16 protein-coding genes are annotated in these 18,689 nt (G+C 71.8%); 12 read left to right on the top strand and 4 right to left on the bottom strand.

All coding sequences use genetic code 11. From position 1 onward, the window contains the following. Positions 1–151 precede the first annotated feature (151 nt). Positions 152–1,219: a nicotinate-nucleotide--dimethylbenzimidazole phosphoribosyltransferase gene (gene cobT / locus ACZ63I_RS25605; protein ID WP_469341378.1), complete on the top strand. Its 1,068-nt coding sequence runs from the start codon at positions 152–154 to the stop codon at positions 1,217–1,219. 326 nt (positions 1,220–1,545) lie between these two features. Here cobT and ACZ63I_RS25600 read toward each other — a convergent pair whose 3' ends face one another. Next, positions 1,546–2,310 carry a hypothetical protein gene (locus tag ACZ63I_RS25600; protein ID WP_469341332.1) on the bottom strand — a complete coding sequence of 255 codons (765 nt, stop codon included), beginning with the start codon at positions 2,308–2,310 and terminating at the stop codon, positions 1,546–1,548. 101 nt (positions 2,311–2,411) lie between these two features. Between ACZ63I_RS25600 and ACZ63I_RS25595 the strand changes: the two genes are divergently transcribed. From ACZ63I_RS25595 to ACZ63I_RS25560, 8 genes are all read left to right on the top strand, one after another. Beyond that, entirely contained in the window at positions 2,412–3,212 is an 801-nt protein-coding gene (locus ACZ63I_RS25595) for an adenosylcobinamide-GDP ribazoletransferase (protein WP_469341331.1), read from the top strand. 182 nt (positions 3,213–3,394) lie between these two features. After that, complete coding sequence (locus ACZ63I_RS25590) at positions 3,395–4,933, top strand: leucyl aminopeptidase (protein ID WP_469341330.1); 1,539 nt, start codon at positions 3,395–3,397, stop codon at positions 4,931–4,933. Between the two features lie 367 nt (positions 4,934–5,300). Continuing rightward, complete coding sequence (lpdA, locus tag ACZ63I_RS25585) at positions 5,301–6,689, top strand: dihydrolipoyl dehydrogenase (RefSeq protein ID WP_469341329.1); 1,389 nt, start codon at positions 5,301–5,303, stop codon at positions 6,687–6,689. Between the two features lie 50 nt (positions 6,690–6,739). Then, on the top strand, positions 6,740–8,602 hold the full coding sequence (gene sucB, locus ACZ63I_RS25580) for a 2-oxoglutarate dehydrogenase, E2 component, dihydrolipoamide succinyltransferase (RefSeq protein WP_469341328.1): 1,863 nt from the start codon (positions 6,740–6,742) through the stop codon (positions 8,600–8,602). Positions 8,603–8,702: 100 nt separating this feature from the next. Beyond that, a complete protein-coding gene (locus tag ACZ63I_RS25575; RefSeq protein WP_469341327.1) occupies positions 8,703–9,326 on the top strand; it encodes a GntR family transcriptional regulator in 624 nt (207 codons plus the stop codon). Positions 9,327–9,555: 229 nt separating this feature from the next. Beyond that, on the top strand, positions 9,556–12,222 hold the full coding sequence (gene aceE / locus ACZ63I_RS25570; protein ID WP_469341326.1) for a pyruvate dehydrogenase (acetyl-transferring), homodimeric type: 2,667 nt from the start codon (positions 9,556–9,558) through the stop codon (positions 12,220–12,222). 113 nt (positions 12,223–12,335) lie between these two features. After that, positions 12,336–13,310, top strand: a complete 975-nt coding sequence (locus tag ACZ63I_RS25565; RefSeq protein WP_469341325.1) for a helix-turn-helix transcriptional regulator — start codon at positions 12,336–12,338, stop codon at positions 13,308–13,310. Between the two features lie 100 nt (positions 13,311–13,410). Beyond that, entirely contained in the window at positions 13,411–14,325 is a 915-nt protein-coding gene (locus ACZ63I_RS25560) for a winged helix-turn-helix domain-containing protein (RefSeq protein WP_469341324.1), read from the top strand. Here the strand turns inward: ACZ63I_RS25560 and ACZ63I_RS25555 are convergent. Further along, positions 14,317–14,502 (bottom strand): hypothetical protein, encoded by a 186-nt coding sequence (locus ACZ63I_RS25555; protein ID WP_469341323.1) that lies wholly within the window; start codon positions 14,500–14,502, stop codon positions 14,317–14,319. The genes ACZ63I_RS25560 and ACZ63I_RS25555 overlap by 9 nt on opposite strands. 259 nt (positions 14,503–14,761) lie before the next feature. Here ACZ63I_RS25555 and ACZ63I_RS25550 point away from each other — a divergent pair, with 259 nt between their 5' ends. Then, positions 14,762–15,613: a winged helix-turn-helix domain-containing protein gene (locus tag ACZ63I_RS25550; RefSeq protein ID WP_469341322.1), complete on the top strand. Its 852-nt coding sequence runs from the start codon at positions 14,762–14,764 to the stop codon at positions 15,611–15,613. A gap of 20 nt (positions 15,614–15,633) precedes the next feature. Here ACZ63I_RS25550 and ACZ63I_RS25545 read toward each other — a convergent pair whose 3' ends face one another. Then, entirely contained in the window at positions 15,634–16,554 is a 921-nt protein-coding gene (locus ACZ63I_RS25545; RefSeq protein ID WP_469341321.1) for an SDR family oxidoreductase, read from the bottom strand. Between the two features lie 109 nt (positions 16,555–16,663). Here ACZ63I_RS25545 and ACZ63I_RS25540 point away from each other — a divergent pair, with 109 nt between their 5' ends. Further along, on the top strand, positions 16,664–17,179 hold the full coding sequence (locus ACZ63I_RS25540) for a DUF4240 domain-containing protein (protein WP_469341377.1): 516 nt from the start codon (positions 16,664–16,666) through the stop codon (positions 17,177–17,179). A 20-nt stretch (positions 17,180–17,199) separates the two neighbouring features. Here the strand turns inward: ACZ63I_RS25540 and ACZ63I_RS25535 are convergent, their stop codons facing one another. Further along, on the bottom strand, positions 17,200–17,685 hold the full coding sequence (locus tag ACZ63I_RS25535) for a GNAT family N-acetyltransferase (protein WP_469341320.1): 486 nt from the start codon (positions 17,683–17,685) through the stop codon (positions 17,200–17,202). 35 nt (positions 17,686–17,720) lie between these two features. On the opposite strand from ACZ63I_RS25535, the gene ACZ63I_RS25530 reads away from it, so the two are divergent. Beyond that, positions 17,721–18,614, top strand: a complete 894-nt coding sequence (locus ACZ63I_RS25530; RefSeq protein WP_469341319.1) for a TIGR01777 family oxidoreductase — start codon at positions 17,721–17,723, stop codon at positions 18,612–18,614. The last annotated feature ends 75 nt before the right edge of the window (positions 18,615–18,689 follow it).

Below are 18,689 nucleotides of genomic sequence, written 5' to 3'. Positions count from 1 at the left end.
CGCCGAGCCCGCCGAGCCGACAACGCGGCGAGCGTGCGTGCCAGGCGTCGCAAGCCAGGCGGGATGTGTCAGACAGGACCTAGCCGCGAGCAGGACAGGACTGAGCGGAGCCGCCCGGAAGTCTGCCGGTACTGTTCGGCGAATGAGCTCGCTGAATCTCGATGACTTCTCCGACCTGATCGAGCGCCCCGACGGCAACATGCGGCGCGAGGCCGAGGAACGGCGGGCGCGGCTCACCGTTCCGCCCGGTGCGCTCGGGCGCCTGGACGAGTTGGGCGAGTGGCTGTCGGCCGCGCAGCACTCCGTCCCCGTCAAGGCCGTCACCCAGCCCCGCGTGGTGGTCTTCGCGGGCGATCACGGGGTCGCCGCGCTCGACGTGTCGGGACGCCCTGCGGGCAGCGCGCATCTGCTGGTACGGGACGCCCTGGAGGGCGCGAGCCCGGCCGCCGTACTGGCGCGCCGCGCCGCGGTGCCGGTACGGATCGTGGACGCGGGGCTCGACTGCGACCCCGGGCTGCTGCCCGCCGAGGTGGTACGCCACCGGGTGCGGCGCGGCAGCGGTCGGATCGACGTCGAGGACGCCCTGACGGCCGAGGAGGCCGAGCAGGCCGTACGGCTCGGCATGGCGATCGCCGACGAGGAGGCGGACTCCGGCACCGATCTGATCGTCCTGGGCGACCTGAGCGTCGGCGGCACCACGCCTGCGGCCACCCTGATCGCCGCGCTGTGCGGCACGGACGCCAGCGTGGTCACGGGACGCGGCGGCGCCGGCATCGACGACCTGGCCTGGATGCGCAAGTGCGCGGCCGTACGGGACGCCCTGCGCAGGGCCCGCCCGGTACTCGGCGACCAGTTGGAGCTGCTGGCGGCGGTAGGCGGCGCCGACCTGGCGGCGACCACCGGCTTCCTGCTGCAGAGCGCGGTACGGAGAATGCCGGTGATCCTGGACGGCGTGGTCTCGGCGGCCTGCGCCCTGGTCGGCCAGCGGGCGGCGTTCCGCGCACCGGACTGGTGGCTGGCGGGCCAGGTGAGCGGAGAACCGGCCCAGGCGAAGGCGCTGGACCGGATGGCGATGACCCCGGTACTGGACCACGGCGTAAGGGCGGGCGGCGGCACGGGCGCGCTGCTGGCACTCCCCCTGGTCCAGGCGGCGGCAGCACTGGCGGCGGAACTGCCGGAGCGTCCGGACGCGGCCCCGGAAGCGGACCCGACCGCCTGACGGCCACGCCGGGCGCGGTGCTCACGGGGTAACCGGTGCGGGCGCTCGGTCCGTCGGCCTACGCGCAGGCATCGGATGCGCGCGAAAGACCGCCGGGGGCCGACGCGGCGCCGGTTCACCGGGCTCACCGCCCGCGAAGACGCGGACACCTGACGGGCTGTCAGCCAGTGACTCCGCGAAGCGGCACCGTCCGCCCGCAGGGCGCGCGGCCAGGCGCACGCCTCTGCCCGGTCACCGGCGGGTGCCGGACGCACCGCCCGCGTCCGGGCCCGGACGCGGACCCTTGACGCCCCCTCAGCCCGCAGGCGCGTGACGCCTCGGGCCCGTCACCGCCCCGGGCCCGGTGGCAGTGCCGGTTTGTCGGGGGCTCCGCCGATCAGGTCCTGGAAGCGGCGGCTCGGGCCCGACCAGCGGATGTCGTGGCGGTACGCGCGCCGTATCGCCCTGGCTCGCCTCTTCGGGCGGTGGCGGTAGAAGCGTTTCGCCCACGGGGAGACCGGGCGGGCCAGCCTGATCGCGCCCACCAGCGCGACGAACGGCACCAGCGTGCCGATCAGGGCCATCCGCAGCTTTCCCTTCACCGCCGTGATCAGCGCGAGGAGGAAGTCGACCACGATCGTCGCGATCACCGTGCCCCGGCCGTCCTGCTGGCTGTCCGACAGGGAGTTGACGCCGAGCGGGGCGAAGCCGCCGATCACCAGGAACGCCATCGCCGCTGCCAGCACCACGACTTCGACGCTCTGGCGGCCCTGCTCCGACCAGTAGACGTCGTCCAGGTGCAGGATCAGCGCGAACTCGTCCAGGACGAGCCCGGCGCCGAAGCCGAAGATCACCGAGAACACCGCCGCCGTGACGCCGTGGGTGCCGCTGCCCGCGGCGCCGAAGCCGCCGACCACGGTGAGCACCACGCCCGGCACCACATGGTGGATGTGCATGCCGCCGGGCGAGACGTTGCGGAACGGGCCCTTCCCCGCCCGGATCAGCCGGGTGATCGTCCGGGTCAGCAGGAAGCACACCACGAAGGACGCGAGGGCGAGCAGCATGGGCAGCTTGCCCGGCTCGACGATGTTCTGGTGGAACCAGTGGCCCATGCAGCGCGCTCCTGAATTGCCGTCAATTACCGGGTATGGCGGATTATGCGTAAGTTACCCGGCTGCGAGCCGCGTCGGCGCTCTTGGCTACCCTTCGGCCGGTGACCCCCACGGACGACACCTCCCGCGCCTCCGCCGCCGACGGCATACGTTTCGCCTTCGGCACCCTCACCGCGCTGCCGGTCGCCGTGTCCCGCTGGGACCGCGCGGCGGCCCGCGCCGGGATGCTGTGCGCGCCGCTCGCCGGGCTCGTCGTGGGGCTGTGCGCGGCGGCGGCCGGCGGGCTCGCGCTGCTCGCCGGGGCCGGTGCGCCGCTCGCCGCCGTGGCCTCCGTCGCCGTACCGGCCGTGCTCACCCGGGGCCTGCATCTCGACGGGCTCGCGGACACCGCCGACGGGCTGGGCAGCGGCAAGCCCGCCGAGGACGCGCTGCGGATCATGAAGCAGTCGGACATCGGCCCGTTCGGGGTGATCACGCTGCTCCTCGTGCTGGCGGCGCAGCTCGCCGCCTCGGCCGGGCTGTACGGCGCCGGTTGGGTGCAGGGCGCCGTGGCGTCCGTCGTCGCCGCCGTCGCCGCCCGGCTGGCGCTCACCCTGGCGTCCCGTACGGGCGTGCCGGCCGCCCGGCCGGAAGGGCTCGGGGCGGCGGTCGCCGGGGTCGTGCCGGTACGTACGGCCGTCGCCGTCGCCGTGCTGGTGACGCTCTGCTGCGCGGCGGTCGGCGCGCTCTTCGGGCCGGCCGGCGCCCTGCGCCACGGTCTCGCCGTACTCGCGGCCGTGGCGGCGGCCCATCTGCTGCTGCGGCACTGCGTGCGGCGGTTCGGCGGGGTCACGGGCGATGTCTTCGGCGCGCTCGCCGAGACCGCCGCCACTACCGCACTCGTCGTACTGACCCTGGGCTGATCCTGGACCGACCCGGCCGGAACACACGGCCAGAAGGGGCGGAAAGGGACGGGGCGTGAGGGGACCTCATCACTGAGCGTAGGCTCATTCTCGGCGCTCTCGGGCCGGAATACGATGCGGCGGGCCCGGTCGGCCCACCCCTCGACCGCCAACGAACTCAACGGAAGCGAGATTTCACCACCGTGACTGCTCTCACTCTGAAGCCCGACGGAGCGGCGACGCTCCGCACCGACGCGCTAGTCGTCGGCGTCGCGAAGGGCGCCAAGGGCCCCACCGTCGCTCCCGGCGCCGAGGCCGTGGACAAGGCGTTCGACGGAAAGCTCGCCGCCGTACTGCAGACCCTCGGTGCCTCGGGCGCCGAGGACGAGGTGACCAAGCTGCCCGCGCCCGCCGGGCTCAAGGCGCCGCTCGTGCTCGCCGTCGGGCTGGGCCCCGTACCGGAGAAGGGCGAGCCGTACGGCTCCGAGCAGCTCAGGCGCGCCGCCGGTACCGCGGCCCGCGCCCTGAAGGGCACCGCCAAGGCCGCGTTCGCGCTGCCCGTCGAGTCGGCCGGGGATGTCGCGGCCGTCGCCGAGGGCGCGCTCCTCGGGGCGTACGCCTTCACCACGTACCAGGGCGGCGAGCAGGCGAAGTCGGCGAAGAGCGCGGGCAGCGGCCCGAAGCAGCCGCTCGCCGACGTCACGGTCCTCGGCGGCAAGCCGCGCGACAAGGCGCACAAGGCGGCGGCGGAGCGCGCGGTCGCGCTGGCGGCGGAGATCAACCGCGCCCGCGACCTGATCAACACCCCGTCGAACGACCTCACTCCCGAGTCCTTCGCCGCCGTCGCGACGGCGGCGGGCAAGGAGCACGGCGTCAAGGTCGAGGTGCTCGACGAGAAGGCGCTCGCCAAGGGCGGCTACGGCGGCCTCATCGGCGTCGGCCAGGGCTCGGTCAACCCGCCGCGCCTGGTGCGCCTCGCGTACACGCACTCCAAGGCGGACAAGACCCTCGCCCTCGTCGGGAAGGGCATCACGTACGACTCGGGCGGCATCTCGCTCAAGCCGCCGGGCCACAACGAGACGATGAAGTGCGACATGAGCGGCGCGGCGGCCGTGTTCGCCGCCGTCATCACGGCGGCCCGGCTCGGCCTGCGCGTCAACGTGACGGGCTGGCTCGCCCTCGCCGAGAACATGCCGTCGGGCTCCGCCACCCGCCCGGGTGACGTCCTGCGCATGTACAGCGGCAAGACCGTCGAGGTGCTGAACACCGACGCCGAGGGCCGGCTCGTGCTGGCCGACGCGATCACCCGCGCCTCGGAGGAGAAGCCGGACGCGATCATCGACGTGGCGACGCTGACCGGTGCGATGGTGCTGGCGCTCGGCAACCGCACCTTCGGCATCATGGCGAACGACGACGCGTTCCGTACCGCCATCCACGACGTGGCGGGCGACGTCGGCGAGGCCGCCTGGCCGATGCCGCTCCCCGCCGACCTGCGCAAGGGCATGGACTCCCCCACCGCCGACATCGCCAACATGGGTGAGCGGATGGGCGGCGGCCTGGTCGCCGGGCTCTTCCTGCAGGAGTTCGTGGGCGAGGGCATCACCTGGGCCCACCTGGACATCGCGGGACCCGCCTTCCACGAGGGCGCGCCGTACGGCTACACCCCCAAGGGCGGCACGGGCTCCGGGATCCGCACGCTGGTCAGGCTGGCCGAGCGGACGGCCGACGGCGACCTGGGCTGAGGCCCGCAGGGCGCTTCGGCCCGTACGGACCGAGGTCCGCGCTCCGGGGGGTGACAGCGCCCGGAATAAACCGTTACGGTCCTGGGCTGCACAGGCTGGGACCGTAACGGCCGTCGCGGGGCACGATTTCGCCCTGGAAGAAATCCGTACGCCGGTCCGCACGCCAGTACGCGGTGCGGAGCCCGTGTCGCGGACCTCCGGCCGTACCGGACCCCGGCCCCGCGTCCCGTCGCCCGTCGACAAGTGCGAAGATGGGTCTTCGGCAGGACAGGGCCCCCACCACAGGGCCGAACAAAAGCGGCCGAACACCAGCCGCCGCCCGGTCATGCGAGACCGGCGACCGGCGCACATGCATGGAGGACGTGACGTGGCGAACGACGCCAGCACCGTTTTCGACCTAGTGATCCTCGGCGGCGGTAGCGGCGGGTACGCCGCGGCGCTGCGCGGAGCGCAGCTAGGCCTGGACGTCGCCCTGATCGAGAAGGGCAAGGTCGGCGGCACCTGCCTGCACAACGGCTGCATTCCCACCAAGGCCCTGCTGCATGCCGGCGAGATCGCCGACCAGGCACGCGAGTCCGAGCAGTTCGGTGTCAAGGCCACTTTCGAGGGCATCGACATGGCCGCGGTGCACAAGTACAAGGACGAGGTCATCGCCGGCCTCTACAAGGGCCTGCAGGGGCTTGTCGCCTCCCGCAAGGTGCACTACATCGAGGGTGAGGGCCGGCTGTCCTCGCCCACCTCCGTCGATGTGAACGGCCAGCGGATCCAGGGCCGCCACGTCCTGCTCGCGACCGGCTCGGTCCCGAGGTCGCTGCCCGGCCTGGAGATCGACGGCAACCGGATCATCTCGTCCGACCACGCGCTGAAGCTGGACCGCGTCCCGCAGTCCGCGATCATCCTGGGCGGCGGTGTCATCGGCGTCGAGTTCGCCTCGGCGTGGAAGTCCTTCGGCACGGACGTGACGATCGTCGAGGGTCTGAAGCACCTCGCACCGCTGGAGGACGAGAACAGCTCCAAGCTCCTGGAGCGCGCCTTCCGCAAGCGCGGTATCAAGTTCAACCTCGGCACGTTCTTCGACAAGGCCGAGTACACCGACGACGGTGTCCGGGTGACCCTGGCCGACGGCAAGACCTTCGAGGCGGAGGTGCTGCTGGTCGCGATCGGCCGCGGCCCCGTGTCGCAGGGCCTCGGTTACGAGGAGCAGGGCGTCGCCATGGACCGCGGCTTCGTCCTCGTCGACGAGTACATGCGGACGAACGTGGAGACGATCTCCGCCGTCGGCGACCTCGTCCCGACCCTCCAGCTCGCGCACGTCGGCTTCGCCGAGGGCATCCTCGTCGCCGAGCGGCTCGCCGGGCTGAACACGGTCCCGATCGACTACGACGGTGTGCCCCGGGTGACGTACTGCCACCCCGAGGTCGCCTCCGTCGGTATCACCGAGGCCAAGGCCAAGGAGATCTACGGCGCCGACAAGGTCGTCGCGCTGAAGTACAACCTCGCGGGCAACGGCCGCAGCAAGATCCTCAAGACCTCGGGCGAGGTCAAGCTCGTCCAGGTCAAGGACGGTGCCGTGGTCGGCGTCCACATGGTCGGTGACCGGATGGGCGAGCAGGTCGGCGAGGCTCAGCTCATCTACAACTGGGAAGCTCTGCCGGCCGAGGTCGCGCAGCTCATCCACGCGCACCCGACCCAGAGCGAGGCGCTCGGCGAGGCCCATCTCGCCCTGGCAGGCAAGCCGCTCCACTCCCACGACTGACCCCGAGCGCGACGACCACTACCGCACATTCGTTAGGAGCAACTGAAACCATGGCGGTTTCCGTAACCCTGCCGGCGCTCGGCGAGAGCGTCACCGAGGGCACTGTCACCCGCTGGCTGAAGGCCGAGGGCGAGCGCGTCGAGGCCGACGAGCCACTGCTTGAGGTGTCCACCGACAAGGTCGACACCGAGATCCCCGCCCCCGTCTCCGGCGTGCTGGCGTCCATCAAGGTCGCCGAGGACGAGACGGTGGAGGTCGGCGCCGAGCTGGCCCTCATCGACGACGGTTCGGGCGCGGCCGCCGAGGCGTCCGCACCGGCCGCCGAGCAGGCGCCGGCCCAGGAGGCACCGCAGCAGCAGGCACCGGCGCCGCAGGCCGCGCCCGAGCCCGCGGCCGCGGCACCGTCCACCGAGTCGCAGGCCGCGGCGCCCGCGCCGAGCGCCGAAGCGGCGTCCGGCGGCGGCAGCGCCGAGGGCACCGACGTGGTCCTTCCGGCGCTCGGCGAGAGCGTCACCGAGGGCACCGTCACCCGCTGGCTGAAGGAGGTCGGCGAGTCGGTCGAGGAGGACGAGCCGCTGCTCGAGGTGTCCACCGACAAGGTCGACACCGAGATCCCCGCGCCCGCCGCCGGTGTGCTGCTGGAGATCGTGGTCGGCGAGGACGAGACCGCCGAGGTCGGCGCGAAGCTCGCCGTCATCGGTGCTCCGGGCGCAGCGCCCGCCAAGGCCGAGGCCCCCGCGGCCCCGGCTCCGGCACCGGCCCCGCAGCAGCAGGCACCGGCCCCGACGCCCGCACCGGCGCCCGAGCCCGAGCCCACGCCCGCGCCCGCGCCCGCGCCGCAGCAGCAGGCACCGGCCCCGAAGGCCGCGCCCGCACCGGCCCCTGCACCTGCACCGGCCCCCGCGCCTGCGCAGCCCGCCCCCGCGCAGGCCGCTCCGAAGCAGGCAGCGCCGAAGCAGCCCGCCGCCACGGCCAGTGACGACGGCGCGTACGTGACCCCGCTGGTCCGCAAGCTCGCCGCCGAGAACGGCGTCGACCTGGGCTCGGTCAAGGGCACCGGCGTCGGTGGCCGGATCCGCAAGCAGGACGTCGTCGCGGCCGCCGAGGCGGCCAAGGCGGCGCAGGCGTCGGCCCCGGCCGCAGCCGCTCCCGCCGCCGCTGCGAAGGCGCCCAAGCTTGAGGCGTCCCCGCTGCGCGGCCAGACCGTCAAGATGACCCGGATGCGCAAGGTCATCGGCGACAACATGATGAAGGCGCTGCACGACCAGGCGCAGCTCACCTCCGTGGTCGAGGTCGACATCACCAAGCTGATGCGGCTGCGCGCCCAGGCCAAGGACGCCTTCGCGGCCCGCGAGGGCGTCAAGCTCTCCCCGATGCCGTTCTTCGTCAAGGCCGCCGCCCAGGCGCTGAAGGCCCACCCGGTCATCAACGCCCGGATCAACGCCGAGGACGGCACGATCACCTACTTCGACACCGAGAACATCGGTATCGCGGTGGACTCCGAGCGCGGTCTGATGACGCCGGTCATCAAGGGTGCGGGCGATCTGAACATCGCCGGTATCTCCAAGAAGACCGCCGAGCTGGCGGGCGCCGTGCGCGCCAGCAAGATCACGCCGGACGATCTGGCCGGTGCGACCTTCACCATCTCCAACACCGGTTCGCGCGGTGCGCTGTTCGACACGATCATCGTGCCCCCGAACCAGGCGGCGATCCTGGGCATCGGTGCCACGGTCCGCCGCCCGGTGGTCATCAACCACCCCGACCTGGGTGAGACCATCGCGGTCCGCGACATGACGTTCGTCGCGCTCTCCTACGACCACCGCCTGGTGGACGGCGCCGACGCGGCCCGCTACCTGACGGCCGTCAAGGCGATCCTGGAAGCCGGGGAGTTCGAGGTCGAACTCGGCCTCTAGCAGGAATCCGTACGGCAACGGCGCCCCTGTCCGGACTCTCCGGGCGGGGGCGCCGCCGTATCGTCTATCCAAAGGCCGATGTCCCCGAGGAGTGCCGCCCATGACCCCGCCCGTCGTCCACTCGCTGCGCGAACAGATCCGCGAGCACATCGTGGAGGGGATCGTCAGCGGCCGGTGGAAGCCGGGCGAGCGGATCGTGGAGCGCAGGATCGCCACCGAACTCCAGGTGAGCCAGACGCCGGTCCGGGAGGCGCTGCGCGAGCTGGAGAGTCTGCGGCTCATCGAGTCGGCGCCCAACAAGGGCGTACGGGTGCGCAATCTGACCGCGGCCGACCTGGAGGAGAGCTATCCCGTCCGGGCAGGGCTTGAGCAGATCGCGGCCGAACTGGCCGCCGGGAAGCTGGCCCTGGACTGCTCGGCGCTGGAGCCGCATGTGGCGGGGCTCTACGAGGCCGACCGCAGGGACGACGGTACGGCGCAGGTGCTGCACACCGTCGCCTTCCACCGGGAGCTGGTGCGGGCGGCCGGCAACAGCGTGCTGCTGCACACCTGGGAAGGGCTCGGTATCGAGGTGTTCACCGCGCTGTCGATCCGCTGGCTGGGCACGGTGCAGAAGTCGTACGCGGAGGAGCACCAGGCCCTGGTCGAGGCGTTCAAGCGGCGCGATCCCGCGATCGGCCCGCTGGTCAAGACTCATGTACTGGGCTGCGCGCCGCGCGCCTGATCAGCCTCCGACCGAAGCGTCGCACACACGAACGATCAAGGGTCACCGCGTGCCGCCTGAGCTGGCACGGGATGCCAATTTCTTCAGATCATGAACTTTTACCTGGTTACCCTTTGATCGATCATCGATCAGCGACTTACAGTGGACAGCGGGCTGCACCCAGCCCGTCGCCCTGTCCTGCCAGACAAGGGCCTTTCTCCACCCCCCTCCTGTCCGGAAGGCGGCGACCATGACCGACCCCGTAGGCAAGCTTCCGAGCGAGCTCGACCAGCTCCCGGACCGTGACACCGAGGAGACCGCCGAATGGGCGGCCTCCCTGGACGCCGTCACCGAGAACGCAGGACCGCACCGCGCCGCGTACCTGATGCGGCGCACCCTCCAGCACGCCGGTTCCGCCGGGGTCGCGCTGCCCGCGCTGCTGGAGAGCGACTACGTCAACACCATCCCGACGGCCGCCGAGCCCGCCTACCCGGGCGACGAGGCGCTGGAGGCCCGGATCACCGCATGGAACCGCTGGAACGCGGCCGCCATGGTGACCCGCGGCTCCCGGCTCGGCCTCGGCGGCCACATCGCCACGTACGCCTCGGTGGCCTGGCTCTACGAGACGGGCTTCGAGCACTTCTTCCGCGGGAAGGAGGCCGACGGCTCCGGCGACCAGCTCTATCTCCAGGGCCACGCCTCCCCCGGCATCTACGCCCGCGCCTTCCTCGACGGCCGGCTCTCCGCCGACCAGCTCGACCGCTTCCGCCAGGAGGCGGGCGGCGACGGACTGCCGTCGTACCCGCACCCGCGCCGGCTGCCCTGGCTGTGGGAGTTCCCCACCGTCTCCATGGGCATAGGCCCGATCTCCGCGATCTACCAGGCGCGCTTCAACCGCTACCTGGAGAACCGCGGCATCAAGGACACCTCCCACTCGCACGTCTGGGCGTTCCTCGGCGACGGCGAGATGGACGAGCCCGAGTCGACGGCCTCCCTCGCCCTCGCGGCGCGTGAGGGCCTGGACAATCTGACCTTCGTCATCAACTGCAACCTGCAGCGGCTCGACGGCCCCGTCCGGCCCAACTTCAAGATCGTGCAGGAGCTGGAGGCCCAGTTCAGGGGCGCCGGCTGGAACGTCGTCAAGTCCCTGTGGGGCCACGCCTGGGACTCCGTCATCGCGCAGGACACCGACGGCGCGCTGCTGCGGCGGCTGCGCGAGGTGCCGGACGCCCAGTTCCAGACGTACGCGACGCGCGACGCCGCGTACATCCGCGAGCACTTCTTCACCGACCCTTCGCTGCGCCGTATCGCGCAGGGCCTCACCGACGCCAAGCTGCTGGAGCTGTTCCAGACGTCCCGTGCGGGACACGAGCCCCGCAAGGTATACGCGGCCTACCGCGCGGCCATGGAACACAAGGGCGCGCCGACGGTGATCCTCGCGCAGACCGTGAAGGGCCACACGCTGGGCCCCGACTTCGAGTCGCGCAACGCGAACCACCAGATGAAGAAGCTGACCGGGAAGCAGTTCCGCGCCATGCGCGACCTGCTCGAACTGCCCATCCCCGACAGCGCGCTGGACGACGCCGTCGTGCCGTACTGGCACCCCGGCGAGAACTCGCCCGAGGTCCGGTACCTGCGTGAGCGCCGCGCGGCGCTCGGCGGCCCCGCGCCGGCCCGCAAGGTCGTCGCGAAACCGCTTCCGCAGCCGGCGGACAAGGCGTTCGACGCGCTCAAGAAGGGGTCGGGCAGCCAGGAGATCGCCACCACCATGGCGTTCGTCCGGCTGGCCAAGGACCTGATGCGGGACAAGGAGACCGGCAAGCGCTGGGTCCCGATCGTCCCCGACGAGGCCCGCACCTTCGGTATGGAGTCGCTGTTCCCGACGGCAGGGCTGTACTCGCCGAAGGGCCAGACGTACGACCCGGTCGACCGCGACCAGCTCCTGTACTACAAGGAGGCCAAGGACGGTCAGATCCTGAACGAGGGCATCACGGAGGCCGGTTCGCTGGCCGACTTCACCGCAGCCGCCACGTCGTACGCGACGCACGGCGAGCCGATGATCCCGTTCTACATCTTCTACTCGATGTTCGGCTTCCAGCGCACCGCCGACCAGTTCTGGGCGCTCGCCGACCAGCTCGGCCGGGGCTTCGTCATCGGCGCGACGGCAGGCCGTACGACCATGACGGGCGAGGGCCTCCAGCACGCGGACGGCCATTCGCATCTGATCGCCTCGACCAACCCGGCGGTGGTCAGCTACGACCCGGCGTTCGCCTACGAGGTCGCCGTCATCGTCAAGGACGGGCTGCGCCGGATGTACGGCCCGGACGCCGAGGACATCTTCTACTACCTGACGGTCTACAACGAGACCAAGGTGCAGCCGGCCATGCCCGCGGGCGTGGAGGAGGGCATCCTGCGCGGTCTGTACCGCTACCAAGAGGCGGCGCCCGCCGCCGCCGACGCCCCCAGGCTCCAGCTCCTCGCTTCCGGCACGGCGATCCACTGGGTGCTGGAGGCGCAGCAACTGCTCGCAGCCGACTGGGGTGTCGCAGCCGACGTGTGGTCGGCGCCGTCCTGGACGGAGCTGCGCAGGGACGCCCTGGAGGCGGACGAGGCGCTGCTCCGCGGTGAGGAGCGGATCCCGTACGTGACCCGTGCGCTGTCGGGGGCGCCGGGCCCGGTGCTCGCGGTCAGCGACTGGATGCGGCAGGTGCCGGACCAGATCAGCCAGTGGGTCGAGCAGGACTGGTCCTCGCTCGGCACGGACGGCTTCGGTCTCTCCGACACCCGGGAGGCGGCGCGCAGGCACTTCGGCGTCGACGCGCAGTCGGTCGTGGTGGCCGCGCTCGCGCAGCTCGCCCGGCGCGGCGAGGTCAAGCCGGAGACCGTCGTGGAGGCCCGTCAGCGCTACGGCCTCTGAGCCCGTTCCGAGCCCGTTTCCTGCCCGTTTCCGCGGGAACCCCCGTCGCCTTGAGCAGTTCGCGACGGGGGTTCCTCTGTATGCGATGCCGCTCTGGCTGCATGATGGGTGCCATGCGCGCAGCCCGACTGATCAAGATGGTGCTCCTGCTCCAGTCGAGGCCGTCCATGACCGCGGCCGAGCTGGCCAGGGAACTGGAGGTCTCCGAGCGGACCATCACCCGCGACGCCCAGGCACTCTCCGAGGCCGGGGTGCCGGTGTATGCGAACCGCGGCAGGACCGGCGGCTACCGGCTCGTCGGCGGCTACCGCACCGGTCTGACCGGTCTTGCCCGCAGCGAGGCCGAGGCGCTGTTCCTGTCCGGGGTGCCGGGCGCGCTGCGGGAGATGGGCCTGGACGACGTCGCCTCGGCCGCCCGGCTCAAGGTGTCGGCCGCGCTGCTGCCTTCGCTGCGGGACGCCCCCGACTCGGCAGCCCGGCGCTTCCACTTGGACGCCCCCGGCTGGTACCACGAGCCGCAGACGCCCGAGCTGCTCCAGGTGGTCGCCGAGGCGGTCTGGGGCGACCAACTGCTGTCGGCGCGCTACCGGCGCGAGGACGCCGAGGTGGAGCGGGAGCTGGCGCCGTACGGCCTCGTGCTCAAGGCCGGGGTCTGGTACTTGTGCGCCGACGCGAAGGGCGCCTTCCGGGTCTACCGGATCGACCGGTTCACCGCCGCCGAGCCCCTGAAGGAACGTTTCTCCCGAGATGAGTCCTTTGATCTGCCGAGCTTCTGGGAGCAGCGCTCCGCCGAGTTCGCCCGGTCGATCCTGCGGAGCGAGGTGGTCGTACGGCTCTCCCCCGACGGGGTGCGCAGGCTGCCGTACGCGGGTGACCGCGTCGCCGCCGGCGAGGCCATCGCGGCGGCCGGGGAGCCGGACGCCGACGGGCTGCTCACGGTCACCCTGCCGGTCGAGTCGGAGGAGGTGGCGTACGCCCAGCTCCTGGGTCTCGGCCCGGACGCCGAAATCCTTGAGCCGGCCTCGCTGCGCGACCGGTTCGCCGAGGCGGCGGCGCGGCTGCACGCGCTCTACGACCCGCCGGCCTGACCCAATGGCAGCCGCTTGGCAGCAGTTGGGAAGACCGCGCAGATAACTCTCGCCCATTGGCAGGCTGTTGTAGAGTTCGGCTGTGCCTGGAGACAGCGCCTTGACCGACGGACAACGGCGTCCGCGGGATGTGGTGGCGGACGCGTTGCGCGACCACATCTCGTCAGGAGAGCTGCGCGTCGGCGACCATATCCCCACCCAGGCCGAGTTGAGCCGGCGCTACGAGGCACCGCGCGGCGCGGTCCGCAGGGCGCTCGAAGTCCTGGAGAACGAGGGCCTGATCAAGCGGGCCCAGCAGGGCACTCCGCCGACCGTCGCACGGACCGCGCCGAGCGGCACGTCCCGGCTGCTGCCCGGACCGACCGCCAACGACGTGCCGACGCCCCGCGGCCATCCGCCGCGCCCCGCGGGGGTGTTCCTGGGCGAGCGGGTCGCGCTCTGCTTCCAGCAGCCGCACGTGACGATCGACGCGTACTGCCTCAACGGCGAGACCCTCGCCTCGGCGCTCGCGGGACCGCTCGTCGCCCTCGGCACCGCCGGCGTACCGACCCCGGAGCGGATCGCCGTACGGATCCTGCTGCCGAACGCGGAGGACCCGCTGGCGCTGCCGCAGGTCGTCGGGGAGCCGCACAACACCCGGCCGCGCGAGCGGCTGCGGGAGACCACCGGGCACATCTACGGCTCGCTGCGCCACTCGCTGCGCATGCTGAAGGTCAGGGGGCTGGTGCCGGAGGTGCGGGTGGAGGCCAGGAAGGTCTCCATATCGCCGACGCAGAAGGTGTACATCCTCAACGGCGAGGAGGTGCTGGCCGGGCACTACCAGGTGCAGACGCGCACGGTGGACCTCGACCGGGACGAACCGATCGAGATCTACGACATGCTCGGCGTCGAAGGGATGCTGTTCCGGCACGCGGCGGTCGACGAGGACCAGGTCACAGCGGCGTACGTGGAACAGACCCAGAAGTGGTTCGACTCCCTGTGGAACACCGTCGCCGTCCCGTGGGACTCAGGCTGATCCGACCAGCAGCAGAACCAGCAGGACGGTCGCGGCGCACAGCAGATCGCCGCCGGACCCCTTCTCCTCGCGCAGCGCCCGTACGAGCAGCGCGCACAGCAGCCCGAGCAGGGCTCCCTGGGGCCCGCAGGCCCCGATCACCTCGATGATCATGTCCGTTCGTGACAGCGCCCCCATGGCATCTCCTCCGGTTCACCTCTGCGTTCGCGGGACACCCTGCGGTTGGCACCCTTTGGCAGATGAGTTTCTGCGGAGTCAAGGCCAATGGTCGGGTATCGGTTCTCTCCTTGATACCCATCCGTAATGGCTGCCATTGAGCTGCAGCGGGCCCGGCCTGACCGAACAACCGGTCAAGTTGCCGGGCAGCCAATCGAGTTGACCGGTTGCTGCAGCCATCTGTCGGACGCCGCAGCCGAGTTGTAGCCTCAGCAGGGTGATGCCCACCGACCGGGGTGACGCCGAGGACCTTCCCCGCTACCGCTCCGTCGCGGATGATCTGCGCAGCAGGATCCTGGACGGGCGGCTCCCGGCGGGCGAGGCACTGCCCAAGCAGCAGCAGTTGCAGCGCCACTACCAGGTGGGCAGAGGCACCATCCAGAGCGCCCAGCAGATGCTGCGCGACGAGGGACTGCTGGAGGACGGGGCGCCCGGCAGGGCCGCGCGGGTTGCCAATCGGACGACCAACCTCCGGCCATTGGCCTACCACATCGCCCAGGCGTTCACCGCCCGGCATGTCGTCCTGGACGTCTGGTCGCTGACCACGGAACAGCTCAGCCAGGCGGTGCGCAACGAGGTCGAGGCGATCCTGGAGGGCCGCCGCAGCCCCCCGCTGACCATCACCGTCCGGGTCCTGCTCCCCGACCTGACGACCAGCCACCCGTACCCCCGCCACGCCGACGACCCGGCCGACCCCCGCCCGCTGCTGCGGCTGCGGCATGTCATCCGGACCTACGCGGGAGCGCTGGAGCACTCACTGACCCGGCTGGCGGAACGGGGGCTGGTCGAACAGGTCTCCGTCGCGATCAGGGGGCTGCCCACCATCCCGGGCGAGAAGCGCTACCTGATCAACGGCACGGAGATGCTGACCGCGTACTACTGGCTGGAACACGGCCAGATGCAGAACAACCCGGACGGCGCCTCGCTGGACGTCATCGAACTGCGCAGCGGCGATCTGTTCCGCTCGACACTGGACGGCGCCGACGCATCGGAACAAGCCAGATTCGACCAGGTCAAGCTCTGGTTCGACACCCGCTGGAACGAAGTGGCGCAGCCGCTGCAACTGGACTAGGACCTAGGCCCTGTCCGGACCTAGCGGTAGTCCTCGGCCGTCGCGTCCTTGCCGCCGGCGACGACCTCCGCGAAGTACGCCTCGGAGTCGGGGCTGCTGCCGTCCGCGTCGGTGAAGCCGTACTCCCGCGCCAGCCGCCCGCTCGACAGCGACCGGCCGTTCCAGCGCTCCCGCCGCGGATCACCGGCGAGCGCGGCGACCGCCCTGCCCACCAGAACGGGCGTCTCGGAGATCGCGAAATGCGGCTCCTGCGCGACGGCGTCGCGCCAGGTCTCCTCCGTCACCCCGAAGTGGTCCAGCATCTGCTCGGAGCGCAGAAAGCCGGGCGTCAGCGCGACGGCCGTACCGCCGAACTCCTTCAGCTCCTCCCCCAGCCCGTACGCCATCCGGATGGGCGCGTTCTTGGTGAGGTCGTAGAAGAGGTTCCCCCGGTACGCCTTGTTCGCCTCCGCGGTGCCGTCGGTGATCTCCACCACGAGCCCGCCGGGGCGCCGTACGAGCAGCGGCAGCGCCAAGCTGCTGGTGATCAGATGGGTCTTCACCCCCAGCTCCAGCATCCGCAGCCCCCGGTCGAGCCCGATCTCCCACAGCTTCGTGTCGAAGTCGATCAGATGCTCGCCACCCCACACGTCGTTGACGAGCACATCAAGCCGGCCCTGCTCCCGGTCGATCCGCTCGACCACCGCGCGCACCTGCGCGGGGTCCAGATGGTCGGCCTGTACGGCGATCCCGACGCCGCCCGCGGCCGTCACCAGCTCGGCCGTCTCCTCGATGGTCTCCGACGCCCGCCCGACCTCGCTCACCCGCTCGCGGGTGGTCCGCCCGGTGGCGTACACCGTCGCGCCCGCCGCACCGAGCTGTACGGCGATGGCCCGCCCCGCGCCCCGGGTGGCCCCCGCGACCAGGGCGATTCTTCCTGTCAGTGTCTTTTCGTGGTCCATGCGGCGACCCTCACACAGAAAGCAGACATCTTCTGTCCGCATAGGAAAGGTGTGAAATTCGGCCACTCCACGTGCGCCGTACCCCCGCAAGCACGATGCTGGACCCGTGATGGACGAGACGGAGTTCTGGGAGATCGTCGACAGCACCCGCGAGGCCGCCGAAGGCGACCCCGAGGACCAGGCCGACCTGCTGGTCGAGCGGCTGCTGCAGCTCGACCCCGAGTCGGTCCTGGACTTCGCCCGGCACTTCGAGGCCCGCTACAACCGCGCGTACCACTGGGACCTGTGGGGCGCGGCCGCCGTCCTGCTGGACGGCGCGAGCGACGACGCCTTCGACTACTTCCGCTGCTGGCTCATCGGCCAGGGCCGCGAGGTCTTCGAGGGGGCGCTGCACGACCCGGACAGCCTCGCCGACCTGCTGGACGGGTTCGACGAGGAGATCGACGGCGACGGCGAGGAACTGGGCTTCGCGGCGGACGAGGCGTACGAGCAGCTCACCGGAGTGGTGGCACCGGCCCTCGGCATCGCGGCGCAGGCGGCGGAGCCGGAGGGGACACCGGTCGACTTCGAGGACGCGGAGGCGCTGGCGGAGCGCTTCCCGCGCTTGACGGAGCGGTTCGGCTAAGCCTTCCCGGGCGCTCCTGGCTACAGCGTGAGCCCCATCAGGACGTCGTCCACGTACCGGCCGTCCAGGAAGAACTCCCCCGGCAGCACCCCCTCCACCACGAAGCCCGCCGCCTCGTACAGCCGCCTGGCCGGCGCGTTGTGCCCCAGGACCCGCAGCGTCAGCCGCCGCGCGCCCTGCGCCCGCGCCCGCCCGGCCGCCGCCCGCACCAGCGCCCGCCCCACGCCCTGGCCGCGCTCCCGGCCGTCCACGACCAGGCCCCTGATCTGCCGGACGTGCGCGGTGGCGGCCAGCGCGGTGGCGGGCGCCACGGCGACGTACCCGGCGAGCCGGCCGTCCACCTCGGCGACCAGGAAGTTCTCCGGCGGATGCCGGTCGTCGAAGAACGGCGCGTACGCCTGCGGCCTGGGCGTCACCGCGTGCAGCGGCGACCACATCTCGCGGTCGAGATCGGCCAGCTCCTGCTCGTCCGAGCGGAATGCGGGACGTATCTTCAGATCAGCCATGGCGCAACTGTGCCACCGGGGGTTCCCGGGGCAGGATGGGTTTCATGAGGATCGCGGTCACCGGTTCCACCGGGCTCATCGGTACAGCACTCGTACGCTCCCTGCGCGCGGACGGGCACGAGGTGGTGCGACTGGTCCGGCGGCCCTCCGACGCGGGCGACGAGGTCGAGTGGGACCCCGCGCGCCAGCACGTCGACGTACGCGGCCTGAACGGCTGCGAGGCGATCGTGCACCTGGCGGGCGCGGGGGTGGGCGACCACCGCTGGACCGACGAGTACAAGAAGGAGATCCGCGACAGCCGCGTCCTCGGTACGGCGGCCATCGCGGAGGCGTGCGCGGTCCTGGACGGCCCGCCCCGGGTGCTCGTCTCCGGCTCGGCGATCGGCTTCTACGGTGACACCGGCGACCGGGTGGTCGACGAGAACGCGCCGCCCGGCGACGGCTTCCTGCCGTCGGTCTGCGTGGAGTGGGAAGAGGCCACGGCGGCGGCGGTGGAAGCGGGCGTCCGCACGGTCCTCGCCCGCACGGGCCTGGTCGTCTCACGCGACGGCGGCGCGTGGGGCCGGCTCTTCCCGCTGTTCCGCGCGGGCTTGGGCGGCCGGCTGGGCGACGGCAAGCAGTACTGGAGCTTCATCGCGCTCCACGACCACGTGGCGGCGCTGCGGCACGCGATCGACACGCCGACGCTGGAGGGCCCGCTGAACCTGACGGCCCCGGAACCGGTCACGAACCGCGAGGTCACAACGGCGATGGGCCAGGCCCTGCACCGCCCGACCCCGTTCCCGGTACCGGCGGCGGCGCTGCGGGTGGCACTGGGCGAGATGTCGAGCGACGTGCTGGGCAGCCAACGGGTGATCCCGACGAAGCTGCTGGAGTCGGGTTTCACGTTCGGCTTCCCGACGATCGCGGACGCGATTGGCGCGGCGTAGCCGTCCGGCTCGGTTGACGCGTCGGGGTTGCGGTGCCGCCGTCCGGCGGGGCGTCGCCGTCCGGCGCGGTGCCGC

The sequence above is a fragment of the Streptomyces sp. NPDC087906 genome (assembly GCF_055584925.1).
The sequence above is the reverse complement of the archived record's forward strand: the minus strand, read 5'-3'. Positions and strand labels throughout refer to the sequence as shown.

What these genes read in the sequence shown, in the direction of transcription:
- ACZ63I_RS25600 (WP_469341332.1), bottom strand. Translation starts at nt 2,310, where the DNA reads ATGGGCCACTGGTTCCACCAGAACATCGTCGAGCCGGGCAAGCTGCCC.
- sucB (WP_469341328.1), top strand. Translation starts at nt 6,740, where the DNA reads ATGGCGGTTTCCGTAACCCTGCCGGCGCTCGGCGAGAGCGTCACCGAG.
- ACZ63I_RS25575 (WP_469341327.1), top strand. Translation starts at nt 8,703, where the DNA reads ATGACCCCGCCCGTCGTCCACTCGCTGCGCGAACAGATCCGCGAGCAC.
- aceE (WP_469341326.1), top strand. Translation starts at nt 9,556, where the DNA reads ATGACCGACCCCGTAGGCAAGCTTCCGAGCGAGCTCGACCAGCTCCCG.
- ACZ63I_RS25565 (WP_469341325.1), top strand. Translation starts at nt 12,336, where the DNA reads ATGCGCGCAGCCCGACTGATCAAGATGGTGCTCCTGCTCCAGTCGAGG.
- ACZ63I_RS25555 (WP_469341323.1), bottom strand. Translation starts at nt 14,502, where the DNA reads ATGGGGGCGCTGTCACGAACGGACATGATCATCGAGGTGATCGGGGCC.
- ACZ63I_RS25550 (WP_469341322.1), top strand. Translation starts at nt 14,762, where the DNA reads ATGCCCACCGACCGGGGTGACGCCGAGGACCTTCCCCGCTACCGCTCC.
- ACZ63I_RS25545 (WP_469341321.1), bottom strand. Translation starts at nt 16,554, where the DNA reads ATGGACCACGAAAAGACACTGACAGGAAGAATCGCCCTGGTCGCGGGG.
- ACZ63I_RS25540 (WP_469341377.1), top strand. Translation starts at nt 16,664, where the DNA reads ATGGACGAGACGGAGTTCTGGGAGATCGTCGACAGCACCCGCGAGGCC.
- ACZ63I_RS25535 (WP_469341320.1), bottom strand. Translation starts at nt 17,685, where the DNA reads ATGGCTGATCTGAAGATACGTCCCGCATTCCGCTCGGACGAGCAGGAG.
- ACZ63I_RS25530 (WP_469341319.1), top strand. Translation starts at nt 17,721, where the DNA reads ATGGGTTTCATGAGGATCGCGGTCACCGGTTCCACCGGGCTCATCGGT.